Origin of the sequence: Pandoraea pneumonica, assembly GCF_902459645.1 — a bacterium.
Classification (GTDB): domain Bacteria; phylum Pseudomonadota; class Gammaproteobacteria; order Burkholderiales; family Burkholderiaceae; genus Pandoraea; species Pandoraea pneumonica.
This window is the reverse complement of record NZ_CABPSK010000002.1, coordinates 1,021,066-1,037,916: the sequence shown is the minus strand read 5'-3', so window position 1 is coordinate 1,037,916 and position 16,851 is coordinate 1,021,066. Positions and strand designations below refer to the sequence as shown.

The window sequence follows — 16,851 nt, the reverse complement described above, 5'->3', positions numbered from 1 at the left end:
CCGTTGTCAGGCCTGCACCGGGGCGTCGATTTTCACGCCCGACTCGCCGCGCAGATTCGCCTTCACCAGACGGTTGCGCAGCTCGCCCAGCCCGCTGCCACGCACGATGACTTCGTCGCCTTCGTGCAGGAAAATTTGCGGCTCGCGCGCGTTGCCCACACCGCTCGGTGTGCCGGTCAGCAATACGTCGCCCGCACGCAAAGTCATGCCGAACGACAACTCTGCAATGAGTTCGGGAATGGAGAACGCCATTTGCGCCGTGCTTGCCGATTGCAACACGGTGCCGTTCACCACGCATTCGAGATGCACGCGCGCCGGGTCGATTTCGTCGGCGGGAACCAGCCACGGTCCGAGCGGCATCGTGGCATCGAGGCTCTTTCCCTTGAGCCACTGCCCGCCATGGCGACGCTGCAAATCGCGTTGCGACACGTCGTTGGCGAGGCAATAGCCCCACACGTGCTCCATCGCGCGGTCCACCGGAATGCTACGCCCCGGCTTGCCGATCACGACGACCATCTCCGCTTCGTAGTCCCACTTTGCAGAGACGGAGGCGTCGTACGCGATGTCGTCGTACGGCCCGAGTACGGTGTCGGGGCCCTTCGTGAAGAAGGTCGGCGCAGTGGGCTTCGGAACGTCTTGTCCATCGCGTTTGCCCTTGCCTTCCTCGAAGTGATCCCAGTAATTCCAGCCCGTGCACAGCACGTCGCGCCGAAACCGCGTGATCGGGGCGAGCAAATGTGCGCTGTTCACCGGCACACGTTCGGCCTGCGGGGAAGTGGCGTACTCACGCGCCTGCGCAAGCGCCGATGCGCCGCCTTCGATCAGGCTCACCATGTCGCCCGTCGAGGCGGGCAGTAATACCCATGCGTCGTCATGCCGGATGGCAATGCGTTGTTGGTTTTGATGCAGCAGCGTAGCGAAAGCCATGACTTGTCTCGGTTTCTCGGTTGTGTCTTGCGGGCGGTTTGTCGACGTTAGGCGTTCGGCAGCACGGCGATGGCGTTGATCTCGATGAGATAGTCGGGCGAGACCATCTTCGTGACTTCGACCATCGTCGATGCGGGCAGCGGCGGGCGGAAGTATTCGCGGCGCACCTTATGGATGGCCTCGAAGTGCTCCATGTTGCGCACGTACACATCGACGCGGCACACATCGTCGAGCGTGCCGCCTGCCGCCGTCACGGCGTTCTTGATGTTCTCGCACACCTGACGCGTCTGCGCTTCGATGTCGCCTACCCCGGCAATGGAGCCATCGGGACGGCGTGCCGTCATGCCCGAGATGAACACGAGCTTGCCGCGCGCTTCGATCGTTGTCGCCTGCGAGAAATGCCCGTTGGGAGTGCGCAGGGCGTCGGTGCTGATCTGTTCTTTTGCCATGATGAGAGTCCTGTTCTGCTACGAGAAAGCGTCAAAGGGATTGCCATTCGGCAGGCACGTCGATGCCCGCTTCACGCGCGAGCGCCGTCAACTGTTTGGCGGTGTCCAACGACACCGGACACCGCTCGCAATGGTCTTGTGCAAACTGCCAACTCTGTTCGCCGGGGCTGAAGACACGCTCGATGCCGGGGGCGGGTGTCGACTCGCGCACCGTGCGCGCAAAGTCGCTCGCGCGTTGTGCAAGCGGTCGCTGCAAGCCGAAGTGCGATGCGTCGATGGCGAGAAACGCCTGCGCGCTGCCGTAGGGAATGGCGTTGTCGCCGTAAAGCGGTTGAACTTCCCCGCCGACCGCGCCATCCGACAGCCCGCCGCACAACAAATCGACCATGAACGCCAGTCCGAAACCTTTCGGCCCGGCAGCGGGCAGCAACATGCCTGCGATGGCGGTAGCCGGGTCTTGCGTCGGCACGCCTTGCGCGTCGGTGGCCCAGCCATTGGGTAACGTCTTGCCTGCGCGCTCAGCGAGGCGAATCTTGCCCATCGCGCTCGCACTCATCGCCATGTCGAGCACGACCGGAATGTCGTCGGTGTGCGGCATGGCGATGGCGAGCGGGTTGTTGCCCACGCGCCGTTGTGCGCCGCCAGGCGCGGGCATCAATGGCCGCGTGTTGGCCATGGCGATGCCGACACAACCGGCGTCGGCCATGCGGCGGGCCCAGTAGCCCGCTTCACCGAAGTGAAACGCGTTGCGCACGGTCACCATGGCAAGGCCGTATTCGCGCGCGCGTGCCGTCGCGAGATGACACGCCTGATGCGCACTCAGTTGGCCAAGCGCGTTGGCAGCATCTAGCACCAGCGTGGTCTTGCCGTCGTGCACGACCTCCGCCTCGTCGGCACACGTCACCGAGCCAGCCTTCATTCGCGCGAGATACATCGGCACGAGCATCACGCCATGCGATGCCTTGCCGCTGATGTCGGCCGCGACCAACGCATGCGCCACGATCTCTGCGCTGCGCAACGACACGCCTTCGGCCGCAAACAGCGCGGCGATCAGCGTGTGGAGTTGCGCGGGCGGCAGACTGCCGGGAATCGATTCAATGGGCATCGCGCTCGTCCGTGTACCAATCGGGCTTTTGCGGGTAATGCGGCCCGTCGTAGATCTCGACAACGATGGTTTCCTCGTGCGCGAGCGTCGGGCCGTGCACGTTGCCCTTCGGGTTGCAGTAGAAGCTGCCCGGCAGCAGCGTCACGCCCGTCGAGGTGTACTCGTACTTGCCGCTCAGGCAGTACATGAACTGGTTCGAGGCGTGCGAATGCGGTGCGGGAATGCCCGCGCCTTTCGCGAACTTGATGAGCGCGATGGACGCGCCCGTCTCCTCGTCGCGCCAGAACATCTTTTCGGCAATGCCCGCGAGCGACTTGTCGCGCCACGGCATCGCTTCACTGTGCAGCAGGATCTCGGCAAGCGAGGGCATCGGGGCACCGGCGGGTGCGGACTGGCGATCTTCACTGCTCATAGAACCTCTCCCTGTATGACGCGTCGGCGCGCCGGCGCTTGTGTTGATGCGTAATCTTTCGCGGGGTGTCGCGGGGTTTTCCGGTTATGCAGCCTCTGCGGTATGCGGCAGCCACGGGCGCAGCGCCACTTCGATGAGCGCCACTGCGCCGTACAGCCCGAGGCCGAGAATGGCGAGCGAGATCAGCGCGGCAAACGCGAGCGGCGTGTTGATCTGCGAATTCGCCACGAGCAGCAAATTGCCAAGTCCCTCGTTGCTTCCCACGAATTCACCGATCACGGCACCGATGACAGCGAGCGTCACCGCGATCTTCGCGCCCGAGACGATGTGCGGCAGCGCCGCAGGCATCTGAATCTTGGTGAAGATTTGCATACGGGTCGCGCGCAGCGATGTCGCGAGTTCAAGCAGGCTCACGGGTGTGGTGCGCAGCCCGGCTGCGGTATCGACCACGATGGGGAAAAACGCCACCAGCCATACGAGCGCCAGCTTCGATTCGATGCCCGTCCCGAGCCACACGAGAATGATCGGCGCGAGCGCCACCTTAGGCACCGACTGCATCGCGATCAGCAGCGGGTAGAACATACGGTTGAGGACGGGCGAGTTCGCGATGATGAAAGCGATGGGCACGCCCACGATGAACGCGAGCCCGAAGCCGTAGACGCATTCCTGCAACGTCACCCATCCCTGCGAGACGAGTGCCGCGCGATCTTCGATGAACGACTGCGCAATCTGGGCCGGTGTGGGCAGTACCGCGATCGGTACGTGAAACATCGTGACGTAGGCTTGCCAGAGCACGATGACGACTGCGATGCCCAATGCTGGATAGGCCACCGCGCGCAAATTCATTTTTGACATTTCACGACTCCCAGCGACGCGCTCGCATGACGTTCGTATGCGGTGAATTGCGATGTGAAACGCATTTCCTGCGTGCGCGGATACGGCAGATCGATGTCGATGCGCTCGGCAATCTTGGCGGGGCGGCGGCTGAACACCAGCACCTGATCGGAGAGATAGATCGCCTCGGAAATGCTGTGCGTGACGAACATCACTGCTGCGCGGGTGTGCTCGCGCACGTTCAGCAGTAAGTCGTGCATCTCCATGCGCGTGAAGTCGTCGAGCGCGCCGAAGGGCTCATCCATCAGCAGCAGTCGCGGCGCGTGAATCAGCGCACGGCACAGCGCCACACGCTGCTGCATCCCGCCGGAGAGCTCATGCGGCCGGGCATCGGCGAATGCCGCCAGCCCAACCAGCTCAAGCAATTCGCGCGCTCGTGCTTTCGCGGCAGCGTCGGCGCGTCCGAGGATTTCCATCGGAAACAACACGTTGGTCAGCACGTTGCGCCACGGCATCAAATTCGCGCTCTGGAACACGATGCCGAAGTCGCGCTGCGCACCCGTGATGGGCTGCCCGTCGATGCGCACCACGCCCGTCGTCGGGCGTGTGAGCCCGGCAACGATGCGCAGCAGTGTGGTCTTGCCGCAGCCGCTGGGGCCGAGCAGTGCGACGAGTTGTCCGGCTTCGAAACTACAGCTCACACTTTCCAGCGCGACAGTCTGCGCATTCTTGCCGCGCGGTGGATAGACCTTGCTGACGCCTTCGATTTCGGCAAACGGTTGAGCAGCGGGAGCCGCGCCAGCTTGAGACGCAATGGCATGCGCGGCGTCGCGAGGTGCGTTCATGCGCCCACCTTCGGCAGAAACTCGGTCGTGTAAAGCTCGGCCGCGCTGGGCGCTTTGCCGGTAATGCCGATGTTCTGCGCGATGAAGTCGAGGCTGCGCGTCATGCGATCGGCGTCGATCCAGCCAAGCCCGTTTTGCTGCGTGGCCGGGCTCTGCGCCAACGTGCCCAGCAACTTGATTTCGCCGACGGCGACGTCGTGATTGAGCCCCGGCACGTAATTGGCCATGACGTTGGCCGCGCCTTCCGGGTCGGCCAGCGTGTCGCGCCAGCCCTGCATGGCCGCTTTGACGAAGGCACGCACGGTATCGGGCTGTGCTTTGATCATTTCGTCTTTCACCAGCAGACCGTTGGCATACAACTCGAGCCCGTTGGCCGCGAGCAGCAGTGTGGTGAGTTGTCCCGGCGGCAGCACTTTCTCGATACCGACCTGACTGAAGATGAAGTTCTCGATGGCCGGGACTTTCTTGCTGAGCAGCATGCTCACGCGCGCCGAGCCGTCGACGTTGACGAACTTGATCGACCCCGGGTCGAGCTTGTGCTGCTTCATGAAGCCCTGAATCACTTTCGGCGAGAAGCTGCCTGCGCCGCTCGCGACTTCGAGGCCCGTGAGCTTGTCGGGGGTGCCCGCGTTGGCGCCAGATGCCAGCGAGAAGACGGCGTAGGGGGCGCTCTGGTAGTTCATCGCGACGAAGCGTGCGCTGCTAGCGCCGCGTGCCCGTGCCAGGGCCAGCGATACCACGTCGGAAAACGCAAACTGTGCGATGCCCGATTCGAGCGCCTGAATGGCTTGTGCCGTTCCCTGCCCCGGCACGATCTTGACGTTCAGACCCGCTTGCTTGAAGTACCCCTTGCCTAACGCGACGTACCACGGCGCGTGACGCCCGAGCGCGGTGAAATCGAGCGACAGCGTGAGTTCGCCGGGGGGCTTGTTCTGCGCCTGCGCGCTGCCCCACTGCCCCGCCATCCACCCGACAGTTGCTGCTCCGATCGCCTGTACGACCTGCCGACGCTTGCTGTTCGTTGCCATTACCCGACTCCCAAGGAGATACCAGCCGATGACACTTGCACGCCAATGCTCACGCCCCAGCCGCGGGTTGACCTTCACCCTTCACACTCCCCAGAAAAGCAGTTGTGTGCGCTTGCGGGTCGTAATATAGTTGGTGAAATGTTGTGTGATATGTTACAGAATTGCAACCGAAAAATTATTGATGGCGAAGTCGCCGGTCATAGGGAAGCGTCGATGAGGTTTCTGTACGTTCGCAGCGCAGTCCGTTGCACTACGCGTTGGTGTCGTCGCGCGGCGGTTGGTCTGCTCACGCGGCGGTTGCGGGCAGCGGGAGTTTGCGCAGCCTCGCTGCGAGCTTGCGCCGCCGTGCCGGTCGCGACATCACCCAATACACGCGGGCCTCGGCAGCGGGCGGACGACGCTGCGATAGAATGCGCGCAGCCTGTCGTGGCCGACGCCCTAACAGCGATGCGAAGCGTGCGTATGCGCTTTGCCGAAGCCATCGTTATCTGGCACGACGTACGCCGCTCGATCGCGTTGGCTCGGTTTGCGATCTGCCTCACGCCAAAGCGTTCGAAGCCACACGCCGCTGCCGTGCCCCGCAGGCGTCATTCCGTTGGAAAGAGTCGATGAAAAGCTTTAAAGAGATGCCAGCAACGGCAAGCGCTTCGCAACCGGTCCGGGCTTCGCGCGCCGCGCCGTCACGCGATGTGAACGGCAATGCCTCGACGCGCATTCGCAAGGGGCCGTCGCTCGCCGAACAGGCTTACGACGAAATCAAACGCCGCATTCTGTCGCTCGAATTCGGCCCCGGCCAGTTCTTCAACGAGTTGATGATTTGCGAGCTCATTGGCTTTAGCCGCTCGCCGGTTCACCATGCGATTCAACGCCTGAAGCTCGAAGGACTGATCGACATCATTCCGCGCAAGGGCTTGCAGATTCGTCGCGAATCGATGGACGAGATTCTCGATCTGCTCGAAGCGCGTTGGGCCGTCGAGGCGAATGTCGCGGCCCTCGCGGCGCAGCGTCGCACCGACGAACAACTCGCGCGCATGCGAGCACTGCTCGATGCCTCCAGTGAACTGAATCGCGACGATGACCGCGACCGGTTCATGCAGATCGATCACGATTTTCACGCGGTCATTGCCGAAGCGGCAGGCAATAGCGCACTGACCGACATCATGCGGTCGTTGCACGAACGCTCGGCGCGGCTGTGGAAGTTGCGCGTGCTCGCGCCCGGCGATCTGCCCCACACGCAAGACGAGCATCAGGCGGTGCTCGAAGCTATCGAAGCGAAAGACAGCGTCGCGGCATCGAACGCGATGGCCGCGCACCTCGCCTCTTTGCGCCGCAGGCGCGTCGCCCCGGCAGGTTGAGGCAAGTTGAGATCAGCCGTCGCTCTCTATCCCAGCGACGGCGTCGCCTAGCGAACGATTCGCGGCACTGCGCAGACAATCGAGCGCAGCAACCACTGCCGCGCGGTTCGCGCCGTCGTCACGCCAATACATCGAAATCGCCCCGAACCCCGCTAAGCGCAGCGGCACGATGCGCAACGCGCCAAGCGCTTGCAATCGGCTTGCCGTGCGATGCGATGCCAAGCCGATCATGTCGCTGTTGTTGAGCAGCGTGAGGTTGAGAATCGTGGAATTCGATTCGACCGTATCGCTCGGCAACGGGTAACCAGCCTCGGCAAGCGCTGCCTCCAACGCATTGCGAATCGGCGTGCCTCGCGGCCACACTACCCAGCGATAGCGCTGCATGTCCGGCCAATCCACCTGATCGAGCGAGAACACCGGGTGACGCGCGCGCGCCACGAAGTGCAGCGGTTCGAGATAAAGCGCTTCGGCGCGCACGGTGCGATCCTGCAATTCCGGTGCTGAGCGCCCCACCACGATGTCGATTTCGCTGTGCGCCAACTGATTCATCAGCCGGTCCATCGTGTTTTCGATCACACGCGCCTGTACCCGCGGCATGCGCTGTAACAGCAGCAACACGGCCAGCGGCACCGTATCTGCCGACGAGGCCCCCGACGTTCCGATAGCGACCAATCCACTGCCGCCTTCGCGCATGGCATCGAGATCGTCGCGTGCCGTATCGAGTTGCGCCTCGATTCGGCGGGCGTGTTCGATCAGGGCTTCCCCGTAGGCCGTCGGACGCAAACCGCGCGCCTGACGCTCGAACAGCGGCAGGCCGATATCGTCTTCCAGATCCTTGAGCCACTTCGACAAGCCGGGCTGCGTCGTGTTGAGCAGCGCCGCCGATTGGCTCATGTTGCCCGTCTCAGCAAGGGTCAGCAGCATTTGCAGGTTGCGCAGCCGCAGGCGATGGGTCCAATCCATGCGCAGTCTCCGGGCACCGGCGGGTGCCTTTCAATCGAAATTCAAGTCACCGAGCCATACGTTTTTTCGTATGGATCCGATGATTTTTTCATTTCATAAGTTATGTCTCGCCGAGTATAACGCTATCCATAGACCAACCGGGGCCCCGTCCAGCGGGCCACCGAGCCAAGAACATCCATATGGAGACACGCATGAACGATCGCGCCCCCAGCGCCGAGCGCGCTGCTTATTACGAACACATCGGCCGCAACCACATGGCCCCGCTGTGGGAATCGCTGCACAGCCTCGTGCCGCCCCAGCCGCGCCCGCGTGTGGTGCCCGCCATCTGGAAATACAACGAAGTGCGCCCGCTGGTGATGGAAGCCGGCCGCGTCATCAGCGCTGAAGAAGCGGTGCGTCGTGTGCTGATTCTGCAAAACCCGGGCACGCCGGGCTCGTCTAGCATCACGGGCTCGCTCTACGCCGGTTTGCAGTTGATTTTGCCGGGCGAAATTGCGCCGAGCCATCGTCACACCCAATCGGCGCTGCGCTTCATCGTGGAAGGCAGCGGCGCGTGGACCGCCGTGAATGGCGAGCGCACCACCATGCATCCGGGCGACTTCATCATCACGCCGTCGTGGACGTGGCATGACCACGGCAACCCGATGGACGGCGAGCCGGTAGTCTGGCTCGACGGTCTCGATATTCCGCTGGTGCAGTACTTCGATGCCGGTTTTGCCGAGAACTACCCCGAGTCGCAGCAACCGGTGCAGCGCCCCGAGGGCGACAGCTTTGCGCGCTACGGTTTCAACATGCTGCCGGTGCGTCATAAGGTGAGCGATCCGACGTCGCCGATCTTCAGCTACCCGTATGCCCGCTCGCGCGAAGCCCTCGACACGCTGTATCGCAATGGCGAACTCGACCCGTGGGACGGCATCAAGCTGCGCTACGTCAACCCGGCCACCGGCGGCTGGCCGATGCCGACGATGGCGACGTTCATGCAGTACCTGCCCGCCGGTTTCCAAGGCAAGACCTATCGCAGCACCGACGCCACCGTGTTCTCGGTGGTCGAAGGGCGCGGCACCGTGCGCATCGGCGACGAGCAATTCCAGTTCGAGCCGCGCGATCACTTCGTCGTGCCGTCGTGGGCACCGGTGCAACTCGCCGCACTGGAAGACGCCGTGCTGTTCAGCTACTCGGACCGCCCGGTGCTCACCGCACTGAATCTGCTGCGCGAATCCCGCACCTGATTACGCCCCTGATTGCGCATCGCATACGACACTTTTTCCATTTCTTCGTCGAGTCAAACACTATGTCTTTCGTCTTCGCTCCGCCCGCCACCGTCGCCGTTCCCGTTGTCGGCAGCACCGATCAATTTGCCGTGCGCCGTGTGTACTGCGTGGGCCGCAACTATGCCGCCCATGCCCGCGAAATGGGCTTCGATCCGGACCGCGAACCGCCGTTCTTCTTCTGCAAGCCGGCCGACGCCGTGCTGCCGGTCGCTTACGGTGAAACGCTGGAATTGAAGTACCCGGCACAAACCAGCAACTATCACTACGAAGCAGAACTCGTCGCCGTCATCGGCAAGGCCGGTTCCGACATTCCGCTCGAGCAGGCACTGGAACACGTGTGGGGCTACGCCGTCGGTCTGGACATGACGCGCCGCGATCTGCAAATGAAGATGCGCGAAATGGGCCGTCCGTGGGAAATCGGCAAGGCGTTCGATGCCTCGGCGCCGATCGGCCCGATCCATCCGGTCTCGAGCGTCGGCCATATCGCAAAGGCAGCCATTTCGCTGACCGTCGACGGCGTACAAAAGCAGAAGAGCGACATCACGCATCTGATCTGGTCGGTGGCGGAAACGGTGTCTTATCTCTCGCAATTCTTCCGTCTCGAACCGGGCGATCTGATTTACACGGGCACGCCGGAAGGTGTGGGTCCGGTCAAGGCAGGCGAGACGATGGTTACGGCCGTCGAAGGTCTGGGCGAGATCACCGTCGCCGTGGTCTGAGGCAAGTACGGTCATGCAGCTCTATAGCTTCTTCAACAGCTCGACGTCGTACCGCGTGCGCATTGCGCTGGCGCTCAAGGGCGTGGCGTTCGACACCATCCCGGTGAACATTCGCGTCGGCGAACATCGCGCTGAAACGTATGTCGACGAGGTCAATCCGTCGGCGGTGGTGCCTGCCATCGTCGATGGCGACTTCTCGCTCGGGCAGTCGCTGGCGATTCTCGACTACCTCGACGCGAAGTACCCCACGCCGCGTCTGGTGCCGCAAGACGTCGAAGCGCGCGCACGCGTGCTGGAATTGTCCGCGCTCATCAGTTGCGATATTCATCCGGTCAACAACCTGCGGATTCTGAAATATCTGCAAGGCACGCTCGGGTTGTCGCCGGAACAGAAAGACGCGTGGTATCAGCACTGGATCGCCGAGGGCATGGCGGGCGTGGAGCGTCTGCTGGAAAAGCATGGCCACGGTGCGTGGTGCTTCGGCGACGCGCCGACGCTTGCCGACGTGTGTCTCGTGCCGCAAATCGCGAATGCCCGGCGCATGGGTTGCGACTTGTCGCCGTATCCGCGTGCGGTGGCCGTATTCGAGCATGCGAGCGCGCACCCAGCGTTTGCAGCAGCAGCGCCTGATAAGCAGCCTGATTTTTCAGCGTGAGATCGGCGGCTAAGTAAGACAGCAGAAGAGGCCGTAGGAGACAACCATGACACAACCCCATCAACCCAAAGCGCTCGTCGTCGGCGGCGGCATCGGCGGTTTGGCCGCCGCGCTCGCCCTCGCGAATCAAGGCGTGCGCATCGAGCTGCTCGAACAAGCCGAAACCATCGGCGAGATTGGCGCAGGCATCCAGCTTGCCGCCAACGCGTTTGCCGCCCTCGACGCCTTGGGTGTCGGCGACGCCGCGCGCGCACGCTCGGTGTTCACCGATCACATCACCTTGCGCGACGCGATCGACCGTAGCGTGATCGCAGAAGTCGACGTCGGCGCACCGTATCGCGAGCGCTTCGGCAACCCGTACGCTGTGATTCACCGCGCCGACATTCACCTCTCGATTCTGGAAGCCGTGCAACGCAATGCGCTGATCCAGTTCAAGACCGCAACGCGCGTCGTCTCGCTGGAGCAGGACGATAACGGCGTCACCGTGATCGACCAGCATGGCGAACGCCATACGGCCGATGCCGTGATCGGCTGCGACGGCGTGAAGTCCGCGGTACGCGACGCGCTCATCGGTGACGAGCCACGCGTAACCGGCCATGTCGTGTATCGCGCGGTGGTCGATGTCGAGAACATGCCGAAGGATTTGCAGGTCAACGCCCCCGTGGTGTGGGCCGGGCCGCATTGCCATCTGGTGCACTACCCGTTGCGCGGCGGTAAGCAATACAACCTCGTGGTGACGTTCCACAGCCGCGAGCAGGAAGTCTGGGGCGTGCGCGACGGCAGCAAGGAAGAAGTGCTGTCGTATTTCGAGGGAATCGACGCGCTGCCGCATCAGATGCTCGACCGTCCGACCTCGTGGCGCCGTTGGGCCACGGCGGATCGTGACCCGGTCGAACAATGGAGCTTCGGGCGCGCCACCATCCTCGGCGACGCCGCGCACCCAATGACGCAGTACATCGCACAGGGCGCATGTCAGGCGCTCGAAGATGCCGTCACGCTCGGCGCCGCGTATGAAGCCGCCAAGGGCGACTTCGTTGACGCGTTCCGCCGCTACGAACACGCGCGCATTCCGCGCACGGCACGCGTGCTGTACGGCGCGCGCGATATGGGCCGCGTTTATCACGCCAAGGGCGTGGATCGCTGGGTGCGTAATTCGCTCTGGAAAGGCCGCACGCAAACGCAGTTTTATGACGCCCTGCAATGGCTGCATGGCTGGCGCGCAGAGAACTGCCTGTCGCAAACGCCTTGGCTGCGCGACGCCTGATCGACCTATCGGCGACGCCCCCGCAAGCCGAACCGCAGCACCGTTCACATAACAAAAAATTGCGCGACTAAACGCACAAATAAGCACACAAATAAGCGCACGAATAAGCGCGCGATGTATTCGCGTCGGCGGCAGGCTTGCCCCGACGCTTCTGGCACCTTCGAGGAGACACCCCATGCCAGCTAGTCCCATCAACGTTACTGCGTTCATCGATCGGCATCGCATCTCGCCGTTTCAAGTGATGATCGTCGTCTTGTGCTTCCTGATCGTGGCCATCGACGGCTTCGACACGGCAGCGATCGGCTTCATCGCCCCGGCGATTCGCGCTGAGTGGTCGCTCACGCCAGCGCATCTCGCACCGCTGTTTGGCGCAGGTCTCGCCGGACTGATGGCGGGGGCGTTCTTGTTCGGGCCGCTCGCCGACAAGTTCGGACGCAAGACGATTCTGATCTTCTCGGTCTTGTTCTTTGGTCTAGCCAGTCTCGCGTCGGCTTGGTCGATGGAACTGTGGCAACTGATCGCCCTGCGGTTTCTGACGGGGTTGGGTCTGGGCGGCGCCATGCCGAACGCCATTACGTTGACGTCGGAGTACTGCCCCGAGTCGCGCCGGTCGTTTCTCGTGACGACGATGTTTTGCGGTTTCACGCTGGGTTCCGCGTTTGGCGGGCTGGCCTCGGCTGGGCTGATCGAAGCGTTCGGCTGGCGTTCGGTGTTGATCGTGGGCGGCGTGATGCCGCTCGTGCTCGGCGCGGTGCTGGTGCGTGCGTTGCCGGAGTCGGTGCGCTATCTCGTGATGGCAGGCAAGTCCGCGGAGCGTATTGCGGCGTCGTTGCAGCGTATCGCCCCGAATGAAGACCTGCGCGGTGCGACGTTCAATGTGGCGACGAAGCCGTCGACGACTTCGCCGGTGGGCCACTTGTTCAAGCCCGCGTTGCTGCGTGGCACGCTGCTCTTCTGGCTCACGTTCTTCATGAGCCTGCTGGTGATCTATCTGCTCTCCAGTTGGTTGCCGACGCTGTTGCGGACGAACGGTTTGACGCTGCGCAATGCGGCGATCGTCACCGCAATGTTCCAGGTGGGTGGGACGCTCGGCGCGATTGTGCTCGGCTGGCTGATGGACCGCTTCAATCCGCACTACGTGTTGGCAGGTGCCTATGCGCTCGCCGGTGTGTGTATTGCTGCGGTTGGGCCACTCGCAAGTTCGCCGGTGCTCGCGTCGGTCGCGGTGTTCTGGGCGGGGTTCTGCGTATCGGGCGGACAAGTGGGCGCGAACGCGTTGTCGGCGGAGTTCTATCCGACGGATTGCCGCGCGACTGGTGTGAGCTGGGCGAACGGTGTCGGGCGTTTGGGCTCGGTGGTCGGTTCGGTCGGCGGCGCGTCGATGCTGGCAATGGGGTGGTCGATGCCAGCGCTCTTCGCCACTATCGGCGTGCCCGCCGTGTTGGCTGGCGTGACCATGCTGACGTTGGGCCGCCTGCGTCATCGCGAAGCTGCGCTGGCGATGCGAGCCCCCGCCTGAGGGGTGAGCAAGCGTTGAGTGGGCACCGCCTCTCGTCACGTTGCACGCAACGAAACGAGAGGCCTGCTGGCGATGCTGCGTTGCGCAAAGCGTCGCAGATAGGAATAAAGTAGCGGCTGTCGTTGCGCTATTTCACCCTACCGCCGGAGATTGAAGGTGTCGCTGCCCCCACTGCTGGTCATTATCCCGATGCATCCTGAGCAGTTGTCCGAACTGCAAACCCATTTCGATGTGATTTACCGTCCGAGCCATCACGCCACGCCCGAGGGCTGGGGTGACGAAGGTGCCCGGGCTCGCTTCGTTCTCACCAATGGTTCGCGCGGGATGAGTGCTGCCGAATTGGTGCATCTGCCGAACGCGGAACTCGTGAGTGCGCTGGGTGCGGGTTATGAAAACCTCGACCTCGATGCATTGCGTGCGCGCAAGATCGTTGCCGTGAACGGTGCCGGTGCCAATGCGCCGACGGTGGCCGATCAAGGTTTTGCGTTGTTGCTGGCCGCCGTGCGCCGTATCCCTGAATACGATGCGGCCTGCCGCAAAGGCGTGTGGCGCGATGCGCTGCCGATGCAACCGGGCGTGTCGGGCAAAAAACTGGGCATTGTGGGGCTGGGTGCGGTCGGCAAGCAGTTCGCCAAGCGCGGCGAAGGCTTCGATATGCAGATTGGCTATCGCAACCGTAAGCGCCGCGATGACGTGCCTGCGCATTACGAATATTTCGAAAGCGTCGTCGCACTGGCGGAATGGGCCGACTACCTTGTGGTGACCGCGCCGGGCGGCGCAGAAACGCATCACATGGTGAATGCCGAAGTGTTGCGCGCGCTGGGGAAGCACGGGTTTCTCGTGAATCTCGGACGCGGCAGCGCGGTAGATACCGCAGCCCTTGCCGAGGCGCTGCGCAACGGCACCATCGCCGGTGCTGGGCTCGATGTGTACGAGGGCGAGCCGTCTCCGCCTAAGGCACTCATCGACTTGCAGAACATCGTGCTAAGCCCGCACGTGGCGGGCCGGTCGCCGGAAGCGGAAGCCGCGACGATCGCCATGTTCATCGAGAACACGCGTCGTTATCAGGCGGGGGAAGCGGTGATGACGCCGCTGTAATTGCAGGCTAATCAGCGTCAGTGATTATCGAGCCCGTCGATGCTCCGCTCGGGAGACGGCGAGAGCGTGACGCCGTCGTTGACGGGTTCGAATTCAATGCTGCTTTTCGCACTTCCCGTCGTGAATACGGTGTCGCAGGTGGGGCATTTCACCTGCGCATCGGAATGGAGATAGTCGTGCAAGGCTTGCACGGTAGGCTCGCTAGCAGCGACGGAAAAGCGGGCTTTGCAGGTCGGACATACGACGAAACCGGTGTGAATCGACAACATGGCGAGCCTCCTGCGAGGTAGGTCGATAAAGCATACACGGATTCGCTTATAGCCAATCGGTGCGACGCGGTCGACCGCGCGGGGGCGTCGATGTAGCCGAGCGATCGTTGGCTGCCACGCCGACAGTCGGCTCGCCCGGGCCATCGGTCGCCGCGGCATTACGCCCGCGCTGACGCGGATCGAAGTCGCGCCACTCGCCGTCCTCCCAAACACCATTCGCCTGCTCGATAGCCGCTGCGCCTGCATCGCGCAATACCGAGATTGCCGTGTCTGCGGTGGATTCGCTCACGTGCGTGGCTAGCATCACCCCCGCATCGCGCATGCCAGCCTGTGCGGCCGAAACGCGCTGTCGTCCACGCAAACGGCGCAATGCCCCGAGAAACGCGCCCAGGTACGCGCCAGCCATCATGCCGACGACTGGCACGAGCCAGAATCGCCACACAATCACGAATAGCAACGCACCGACGGCCAGCCCGAACGCACCGCCAGCAATGACGCCCTGTGCGGCGCCCTTCTCGGCGGGACGCGCCGCTGCATCGGCGTCGACATCACCACCGGTCGGGAAGGTGGCGTGCTGCCCGGTTGGATTGAGAAAGAAAACCGAAACATCCGTCGGCCGGAACGCCCGGTCGTACAACCGCCGCGCTACAAGATTCGCCTGATCGAACGTCGTGAAACGGCCTGCCACGATCATCGCCATCGAAAACCTCCCGTTAGTTTCTGGTGCTGACCTACGACACCTATTCCTGTGGGATGGAAGGTTTCACGCTTTGTTTCATTGAGGAATCCTTGCGCACTTTGCGCAGGCATTGAGAAAACTAATATCAGGGGGCTTGGGGATGATCCGCCCGGCCGCTCTAGCGCCCCCCCGCCCCCGCATCCCCGTCCTGCAACCATTTCCGTTTATCGCGCAGCGGTGCGTCGCCGAAAACACGCGCATATTCGCGGCTGAATTGCGATGCGCTCTCGTAGCCAACCGCCTGCGCCGCCGCGGCGACCGCGATATCCGCTGCGAAGATCAGGCGGCGGGCTTCCTGCAACCGTAGTTGCTTCTGATACTGCAACGGACTCATCGCCGTCACCAGCTTGAAGTGGTGATGCAGTGACGACACGCTCATGTGCACTTCCTGCGCCAGCGCCTCCACCCGCAACGGCTGCGTGTAATGCTCACGTAACCACCGCACCGCATGGGCCACGCGATTCATCTGGCTATCCTGCAACGCCATTTGCCGCAGCAACACACCCTGCCCGTTCATCAGCAAACGGTAAATGATCTCCCGCCGAATCATCGGCGCCAGAATCGGAATGTCGCGCGGAGTCTCGAGCAGACGCAGCAACCGCAACACCGCATCAAGCAGCAACGCATCTAGCCGATTGACGTACATCCCTCGGCCACTCTGCGCAGGCGCAGGCGGCGGCAAATGCTCGTCGCCAATCAGCGCCGTCACGTCGTCGACCGCCAGGTCGAGCCGCAGCCCAAGATACGGCGCATGCTCGCTCGCGCCGCTCACTTGCGCGACCACCGGCAAGTGCACCGACGACACCATGTAGTGCATCGGATCGTACGCATAACTCTCGTCGCCGATCTGCACCCGTTTGGCACCCTGCGCAATCACGGCAAACGCCGGTAATTGCAGCGCTGGCTTCGGCCCACCCGGATGCAGAATCCGGTGGACAAAGAGACCATCGACCGCCGTGGGCGTCGTGCCCTCTAACCCGTGCGTCGCCCGCTCCAGCAATCGCACCAACTCATCTCGCGCCGCGCGCGACGGATCGTCGGCAAACTCGCTCGCAGGGACCGCCGGTGGTTGTGTTTTGACCAGATGCATTCGAGAAGCTCCACAGGCAAAGCCGTGCAAGACAGCAATGACGCACAGCATACGCCCGCCAGACGAATTTGCCTGATCCTCCATCGCCGGATCGGCACGATCGGGCATGAAATCCGGAGAATCTGACAATTTCCGCGCGCACACGTCACCCCGACCGTCATCTCCTCGCCATATTTCGCGCCGCATTTCTCTCCATTTCGGGGCATACGGATGCCCATTGCAGAATCAGGCAGGAAATGTGCAGGAACAGGTACTGCTTGCCTGATGCCCCGCGACGCATAATGCATCCCATCCCGTGCCAGTCGTCTC

Annotated in this window: 18 protein-coding genes; 7 read left to right on the top strand and 11 right to left on the bottom strand. The window is 62.9% G+C overall.

Annotated features, from left to right (window positions below; all coding sequences use genetic code 11):
- Positions 1 to 6: 6 nt before the first annotated feature.
- The 7 genes from PPN31114_RS13830 to PPN31114_RS13800 all read right to left on the bottom strand — a co-directional run bounded on the left by PPN31114_RS13830 (position 7) and on the right by PPN31114_RS13800 (position 5,600).
- A complete protein-coding gene (locus PPN31114_RS13830; RefSeq protein WP_150680036.1) occupies positions 7 to 927 on the bottom strand; it encodes a fumarylacetoacetate hydrolase family protein in 921 nt (306 codons plus the stop codon).
- 47 nt (positions 928 to 974) lie between these two features.
- Complete coding sequence (locus tag PPN31114_RS13825) at positions 975 to 1,376, bottom strand: RidA family protein (RefSeq protein ID WP_150680035.1); 402 nt, start codon at positions 1,374 to 1,376, stop codon at positions 975 to 977.
- Positions 1,377 to 1,407: 31 nt separating this feature from the next.
- Positions 1,408 to 2,481, bottom strand: a complete 1,074-nt coding sequence (locus PPN31114_RS13820) for an Ldh family oxidoreductase (RefSeq protein ID WP_150680034.1) — start codon at positions 2,479 to 2,481, stop codon at positions 1,408 to 1,410.
- The gene (locus tag PPN31114_RS13815) at positions 2,471 to 2,893 is read right to left on the bottom strand and encodes a cupin domain-containing protein (RefSeq protein WP_217426947.1); all 423 of its coding nucleotides are present in this window, start codon (positions 2,891 to 2,893) and stop codon (positions 2,471 to 2,473) included. The genes PPN31114_RS13820 and PPN31114_RS13815 overlap by 11 nt, the downstream gene beginning before the upstream one ends.
- Before the next feature lie 84 nt (positions 2,894 to 2,977).
- Complete coding sequence (locus PPN31114_RS13810; protein WP_150680033.1) at positions 2,978 to 3,748, bottom strand: ABC transporter permease; 771 nt, start codon at positions 3,746 to 3,748, stop codon at positions 2,978 to 2,980.
- On the bottom strand, positions 3,736 to 4,572 hold the full coding sequence (locus tag PPN31114_RS13805) for an ABC transporter ATP-binding protein (RefSeq protein ID WP_150680032.1): 837 nt from the start codon (positions 4,570 to 4,572) through the stop codon (positions 3,736 to 3,738). Before PPN31114_RS13805 ends, PPN31114_RS13810 begins: the two co-directional genes overlap by 13 nt.
- On the bottom strand, positions 4,569 to 5,600 hold the full coding sequence (locus tag PPN31114_RS13800) for an ABC transporter substrate-binding protein (RefSeq protein WP_150680031.1): 1,032 nt from the start codon (positions 5,598 to 5,600) through the stop codon (positions 4,569 to 4,571). The genes PPN31114_RS13805 and PPN31114_RS13800 overlap by 4 nt, the downstream gene beginning before the upstream one ends.
- 608 nt (positions 5,601 to 6,208) lie before the next feature.
- Here PPN31114_RS13800 and PPN31114_RS13795 point away from each other — a divergent pair.
- Entirely contained in the window at positions 6,209 to 6,955 is a 747-nt protein-coding gene (locus PPN31114_RS13795) for a GntR family transcriptional regulator (protein WP_174988014.1), read from the top strand.
- Positions 6,956 to 6,967: 12 nt separating this feature from the next.
- Here PPN31114_RS13795 and PPN31114_RS13790 read toward each other — a convergent pair whose 3' ends face one another.
- Positions 6,968 to 7,918: a LysR family transcriptional regulator gene (locus PPN31114_RS13790; protein ID WP_150680029.1), complete on the bottom strand. Its 951-nt coding sequence runs from the start codon at positions 7,916 to 7,918 to the stop codon at positions 6,968 to 6,970.
- Positions 7,919 to 8,109: 191 nt separating this feature from the next.
- On the opposite strand from PPN31114_RS13790, the gene gtdA reads away from it, so the two are divergent.
- From gtdA to PPN31114_RS13760, 6 genes are all read left to right on the top strand, one after another.
- A complete protein-coding gene (gtdA, locus tag PPN31114_RS13785) occupies positions 8,110 to 9,147 on the top strand; it encodes a gentisate 1,2-dioxygenase (protein ID WP_150680028.1) in 1,038 nt (345 codons plus the stop codon).
- A gap of 62 nt (positions 9,148 to 9,209) precedes the next feature.
- Positions 9,210 to 9,908: a fumarylacetoacetate hydrolase family protein gene (locus PPN31114_RS13780; protein WP_150680027.1), complete on the top strand. Its 699-nt coding sequence runs from the start codon at positions 9,210 to 9,212 to the stop codon at positions 9,906 to 9,908.
- Between the two features lie 13 nt (positions 9,909 to 9,921).
- Positions 9,922 to 10,563 (top strand): maleylacetoacetate isomerase, encoded by a 642-nt coding sequence (maiA, locus tag PPN31114_RS13775; RefSeq protein ID WP_150680026.1) that lies wholly within the window; start codon positions 9,922 to 9,924, stop codon positions 10,561 to 10,563.
- A gap of 46 nt (positions 10,564 to 10,609) precedes the next feature.
- On the top strand, positions 10,610 to 11,827 hold the full coding sequence (locus PPN31114_RS13770; RefSeq protein ID WP_150680025.1) for a 3-hydroxybenzoate 6-monooxygenase: 1,218 nt from the start codon (positions 10,610 to 10,612) through the stop codon (positions 11,825 to 11,827).
- A 175-nt stretch (positions 11,828 to 12,002) separates the two neighbouring features.
- Positions 12,003 to 13,346, top strand: coding sequence for an MFS transporter (locus PPN31114_RS13765; RefSeq protein ID WP_150680024.1), 1,344 nt, complete (start codon positions 12,003 to 12,005; stop codon positions 13,344 to 13,346).
- Positions 13,347 to 13,535: 189 nt separating this feature from the next.
- Complete coding sequence (locus PPN31114_RS13760) at positions 13,536 to 14,444, top strand: 2-hydroxyacid dehydrogenase (protein ID WP_174988116.1); 909 nt, start codon at positions 13,536 to 13,538, stop codon at positions 14,442 to 14,444.
- A 17-nt stretch (positions 14,445 to 14,461) separates the two neighbouring features.
- Here the strand turns inward: PPN31114_RS13760 and PPN31114_RS13755 are convergent, their stop codons facing one another.
- The 3 genes from PPN31114_RS13755 to PPN31114_RS13745 form a co-directional block, all read right to left on the bottom strand.
- Positions 14,462 to 14,713 (bottom strand): zinc ribbon domain-containing protein, encoded by a 252-nt coding sequence (locus tag PPN31114_RS13755; protein WP_150680022.1) that lies wholly within the window; start codon positions 14,711 to 14,713, stop codon positions 14,462 to 14,464.
- Positions 14,714 to 14,759: 46 nt separating this feature from the next.
- Positions 14,760 to 15,413 (bottom strand): hypothetical protein, encoded by a 654-nt coding sequence (locus PPN31114_RS13750; protein ID WP_246182538.1) that lies wholly within the window; start codon positions 15,411 to 15,413, stop codon positions 14,760 to 14,762.
- A 157-nt stretch (positions 15,414 to 15,570) separates the two neighbouring features.
- Positions 15,571 to 16,542, bottom strand: coding sequence for an AraC family transcriptional regulator (locus PPN31114_RS13745; protein ID WP_150680021.1), 972 nt, complete (start codon positions 16,540 to 16,542; stop codon positions 15,571 to 15,573).
- Positions 16,543 to 16,851 lie beyond the last annotated feature (309 nt).

Excerpts from the sequence above, each read along its gene's own strand:
- PPN31114_RS13830 (WP_150680036.1), bottom strand. The coding sequence starts at position 927 with ATGGCTTTCGCTACGCTGCTGCATCAAAACCAACAACGCATTGCCATC.
- PPN31114_RS13825 (WP_150680035.1), bottom strand. The coding sequence starts at position 1,376 with ATGGCAAAAGAACAGATCAGCACCGACGCCCTGCGCACTCCCAACGGG.
- PPN31114_RS13820 (WP_150680034.1), bottom strand. The coding sequence starts at position 2,481 with ATGCCCATTGAATCGATTCCCGGCAGTCTGCCGCCCGCGCAACTCCAC.
- PPN31114_RS13815 (WP_217426947.1), bottom strand. The coding sequence starts at position 2,893 with ATGAGCAGTGAAGATCGCCAGTCCGCACCCGCCGGTGCCCCGATGCCC.
- PPN31114_RS13810 (WP_150680033.1), bottom strand. The coding sequence starts at position 3,748 with ATGTCAAAAATGAATTTGCGCGCGGTGGCCTATCCAGCATTGGGCATC.
- PPN31114_RS13805 (WP_150680032.1), bottom strand. The coding sequence starts at position 4,572 with ATGAACGCACCTCGCGACGCCGCGCATGCCATTGCGTCTCAAGCTGGC.
- PPN31114_RS13800 (WP_150680031.1), bottom strand. The coding sequence starts at position 5,600 with ATGGCAACGAACAGCAAGCGTCGGCAGGTCGTACAGGCGATCGGAGCA.
- PPN31114_RS13795 (WP_174988014.1), top strand. The coding sequence starts at position 6,209 with ATGAAAAGCTTTAAAGAGATGCCAGCAACGGCAAGCGCTTCGCAACCG.
- PPN31114_RS13790 (WP_150680029.1), bottom strand. The coding sequence starts at position 7,918 with ATGGATTGGACCCATCGCCTGCGGCTGCGCAACCTGCAAATGCTGCTG.
- gtdA (WP_150680028.1), top strand. The coding sequence starts at position 8,110 with ATGAACGATCGCGCCCCCAGCGCCGAGCGCGCTGCTTATTACGAACAC.
- PPN31114_RS13780 (WP_150680027.1), top strand. The coding sequence starts at position 9,210 with ATGTCTTTCGTCTTCGCTCCGCCCGCCACCGTCGCCGTTCCCGTTGTC.
- maiA (WP_150680026.1), top strand. The coding sequence starts at position 9,922 with ATGCAGCTCTATAGCTTCTTCAACAGCTCGACGTCGTACCGCGTGCGC.
- PPN31114_RS13770 (WP_150680025.1), top strand. The coding sequence starts at position 10,610 with ATGACACAACCCCATCAACCCAAAGCGCTCGTCGTCGGCGGCGGCATC.
- PPN31114_RS13765 (WP_150680024.1), top strand. The coding sequence starts at position 12,003 with ATGCCAGCTAGTCCCATCAACGTTACTGCGTTCATCGATCGGCATCGC.
- PPN31114_RS13760 (WP_174988116.1), top strand. The coding sequence starts at position 13,536 with ATGCATCCTGAGCAGTTGTCCGAACTGCAAACCCATTTCGATGTGATT.
- PPN31114_RS13755 (WP_150680022.1), bottom strand. The coding sequence starts at position 14,713 with ATGTTGTCGATTCACACCGGTTTCGTCGTATGTCCGACCTGCAAAGCC.
- PPN31114_RS13750 (WP_246182538.1), bottom strand. The coding sequence starts at position 15,413 with ATGGCGATGATCGTGGCAGGCCGTTTCACGACGTTCGATCAGGCGAAT.
- PPN31114_RS13745 (WP_150680021.1), bottom strand. The coding sequence starts at position 16,542 with ATGCATCTGGTCAAAACACAACCACCGGCGGTCCCTGCGAGCGAGTTT.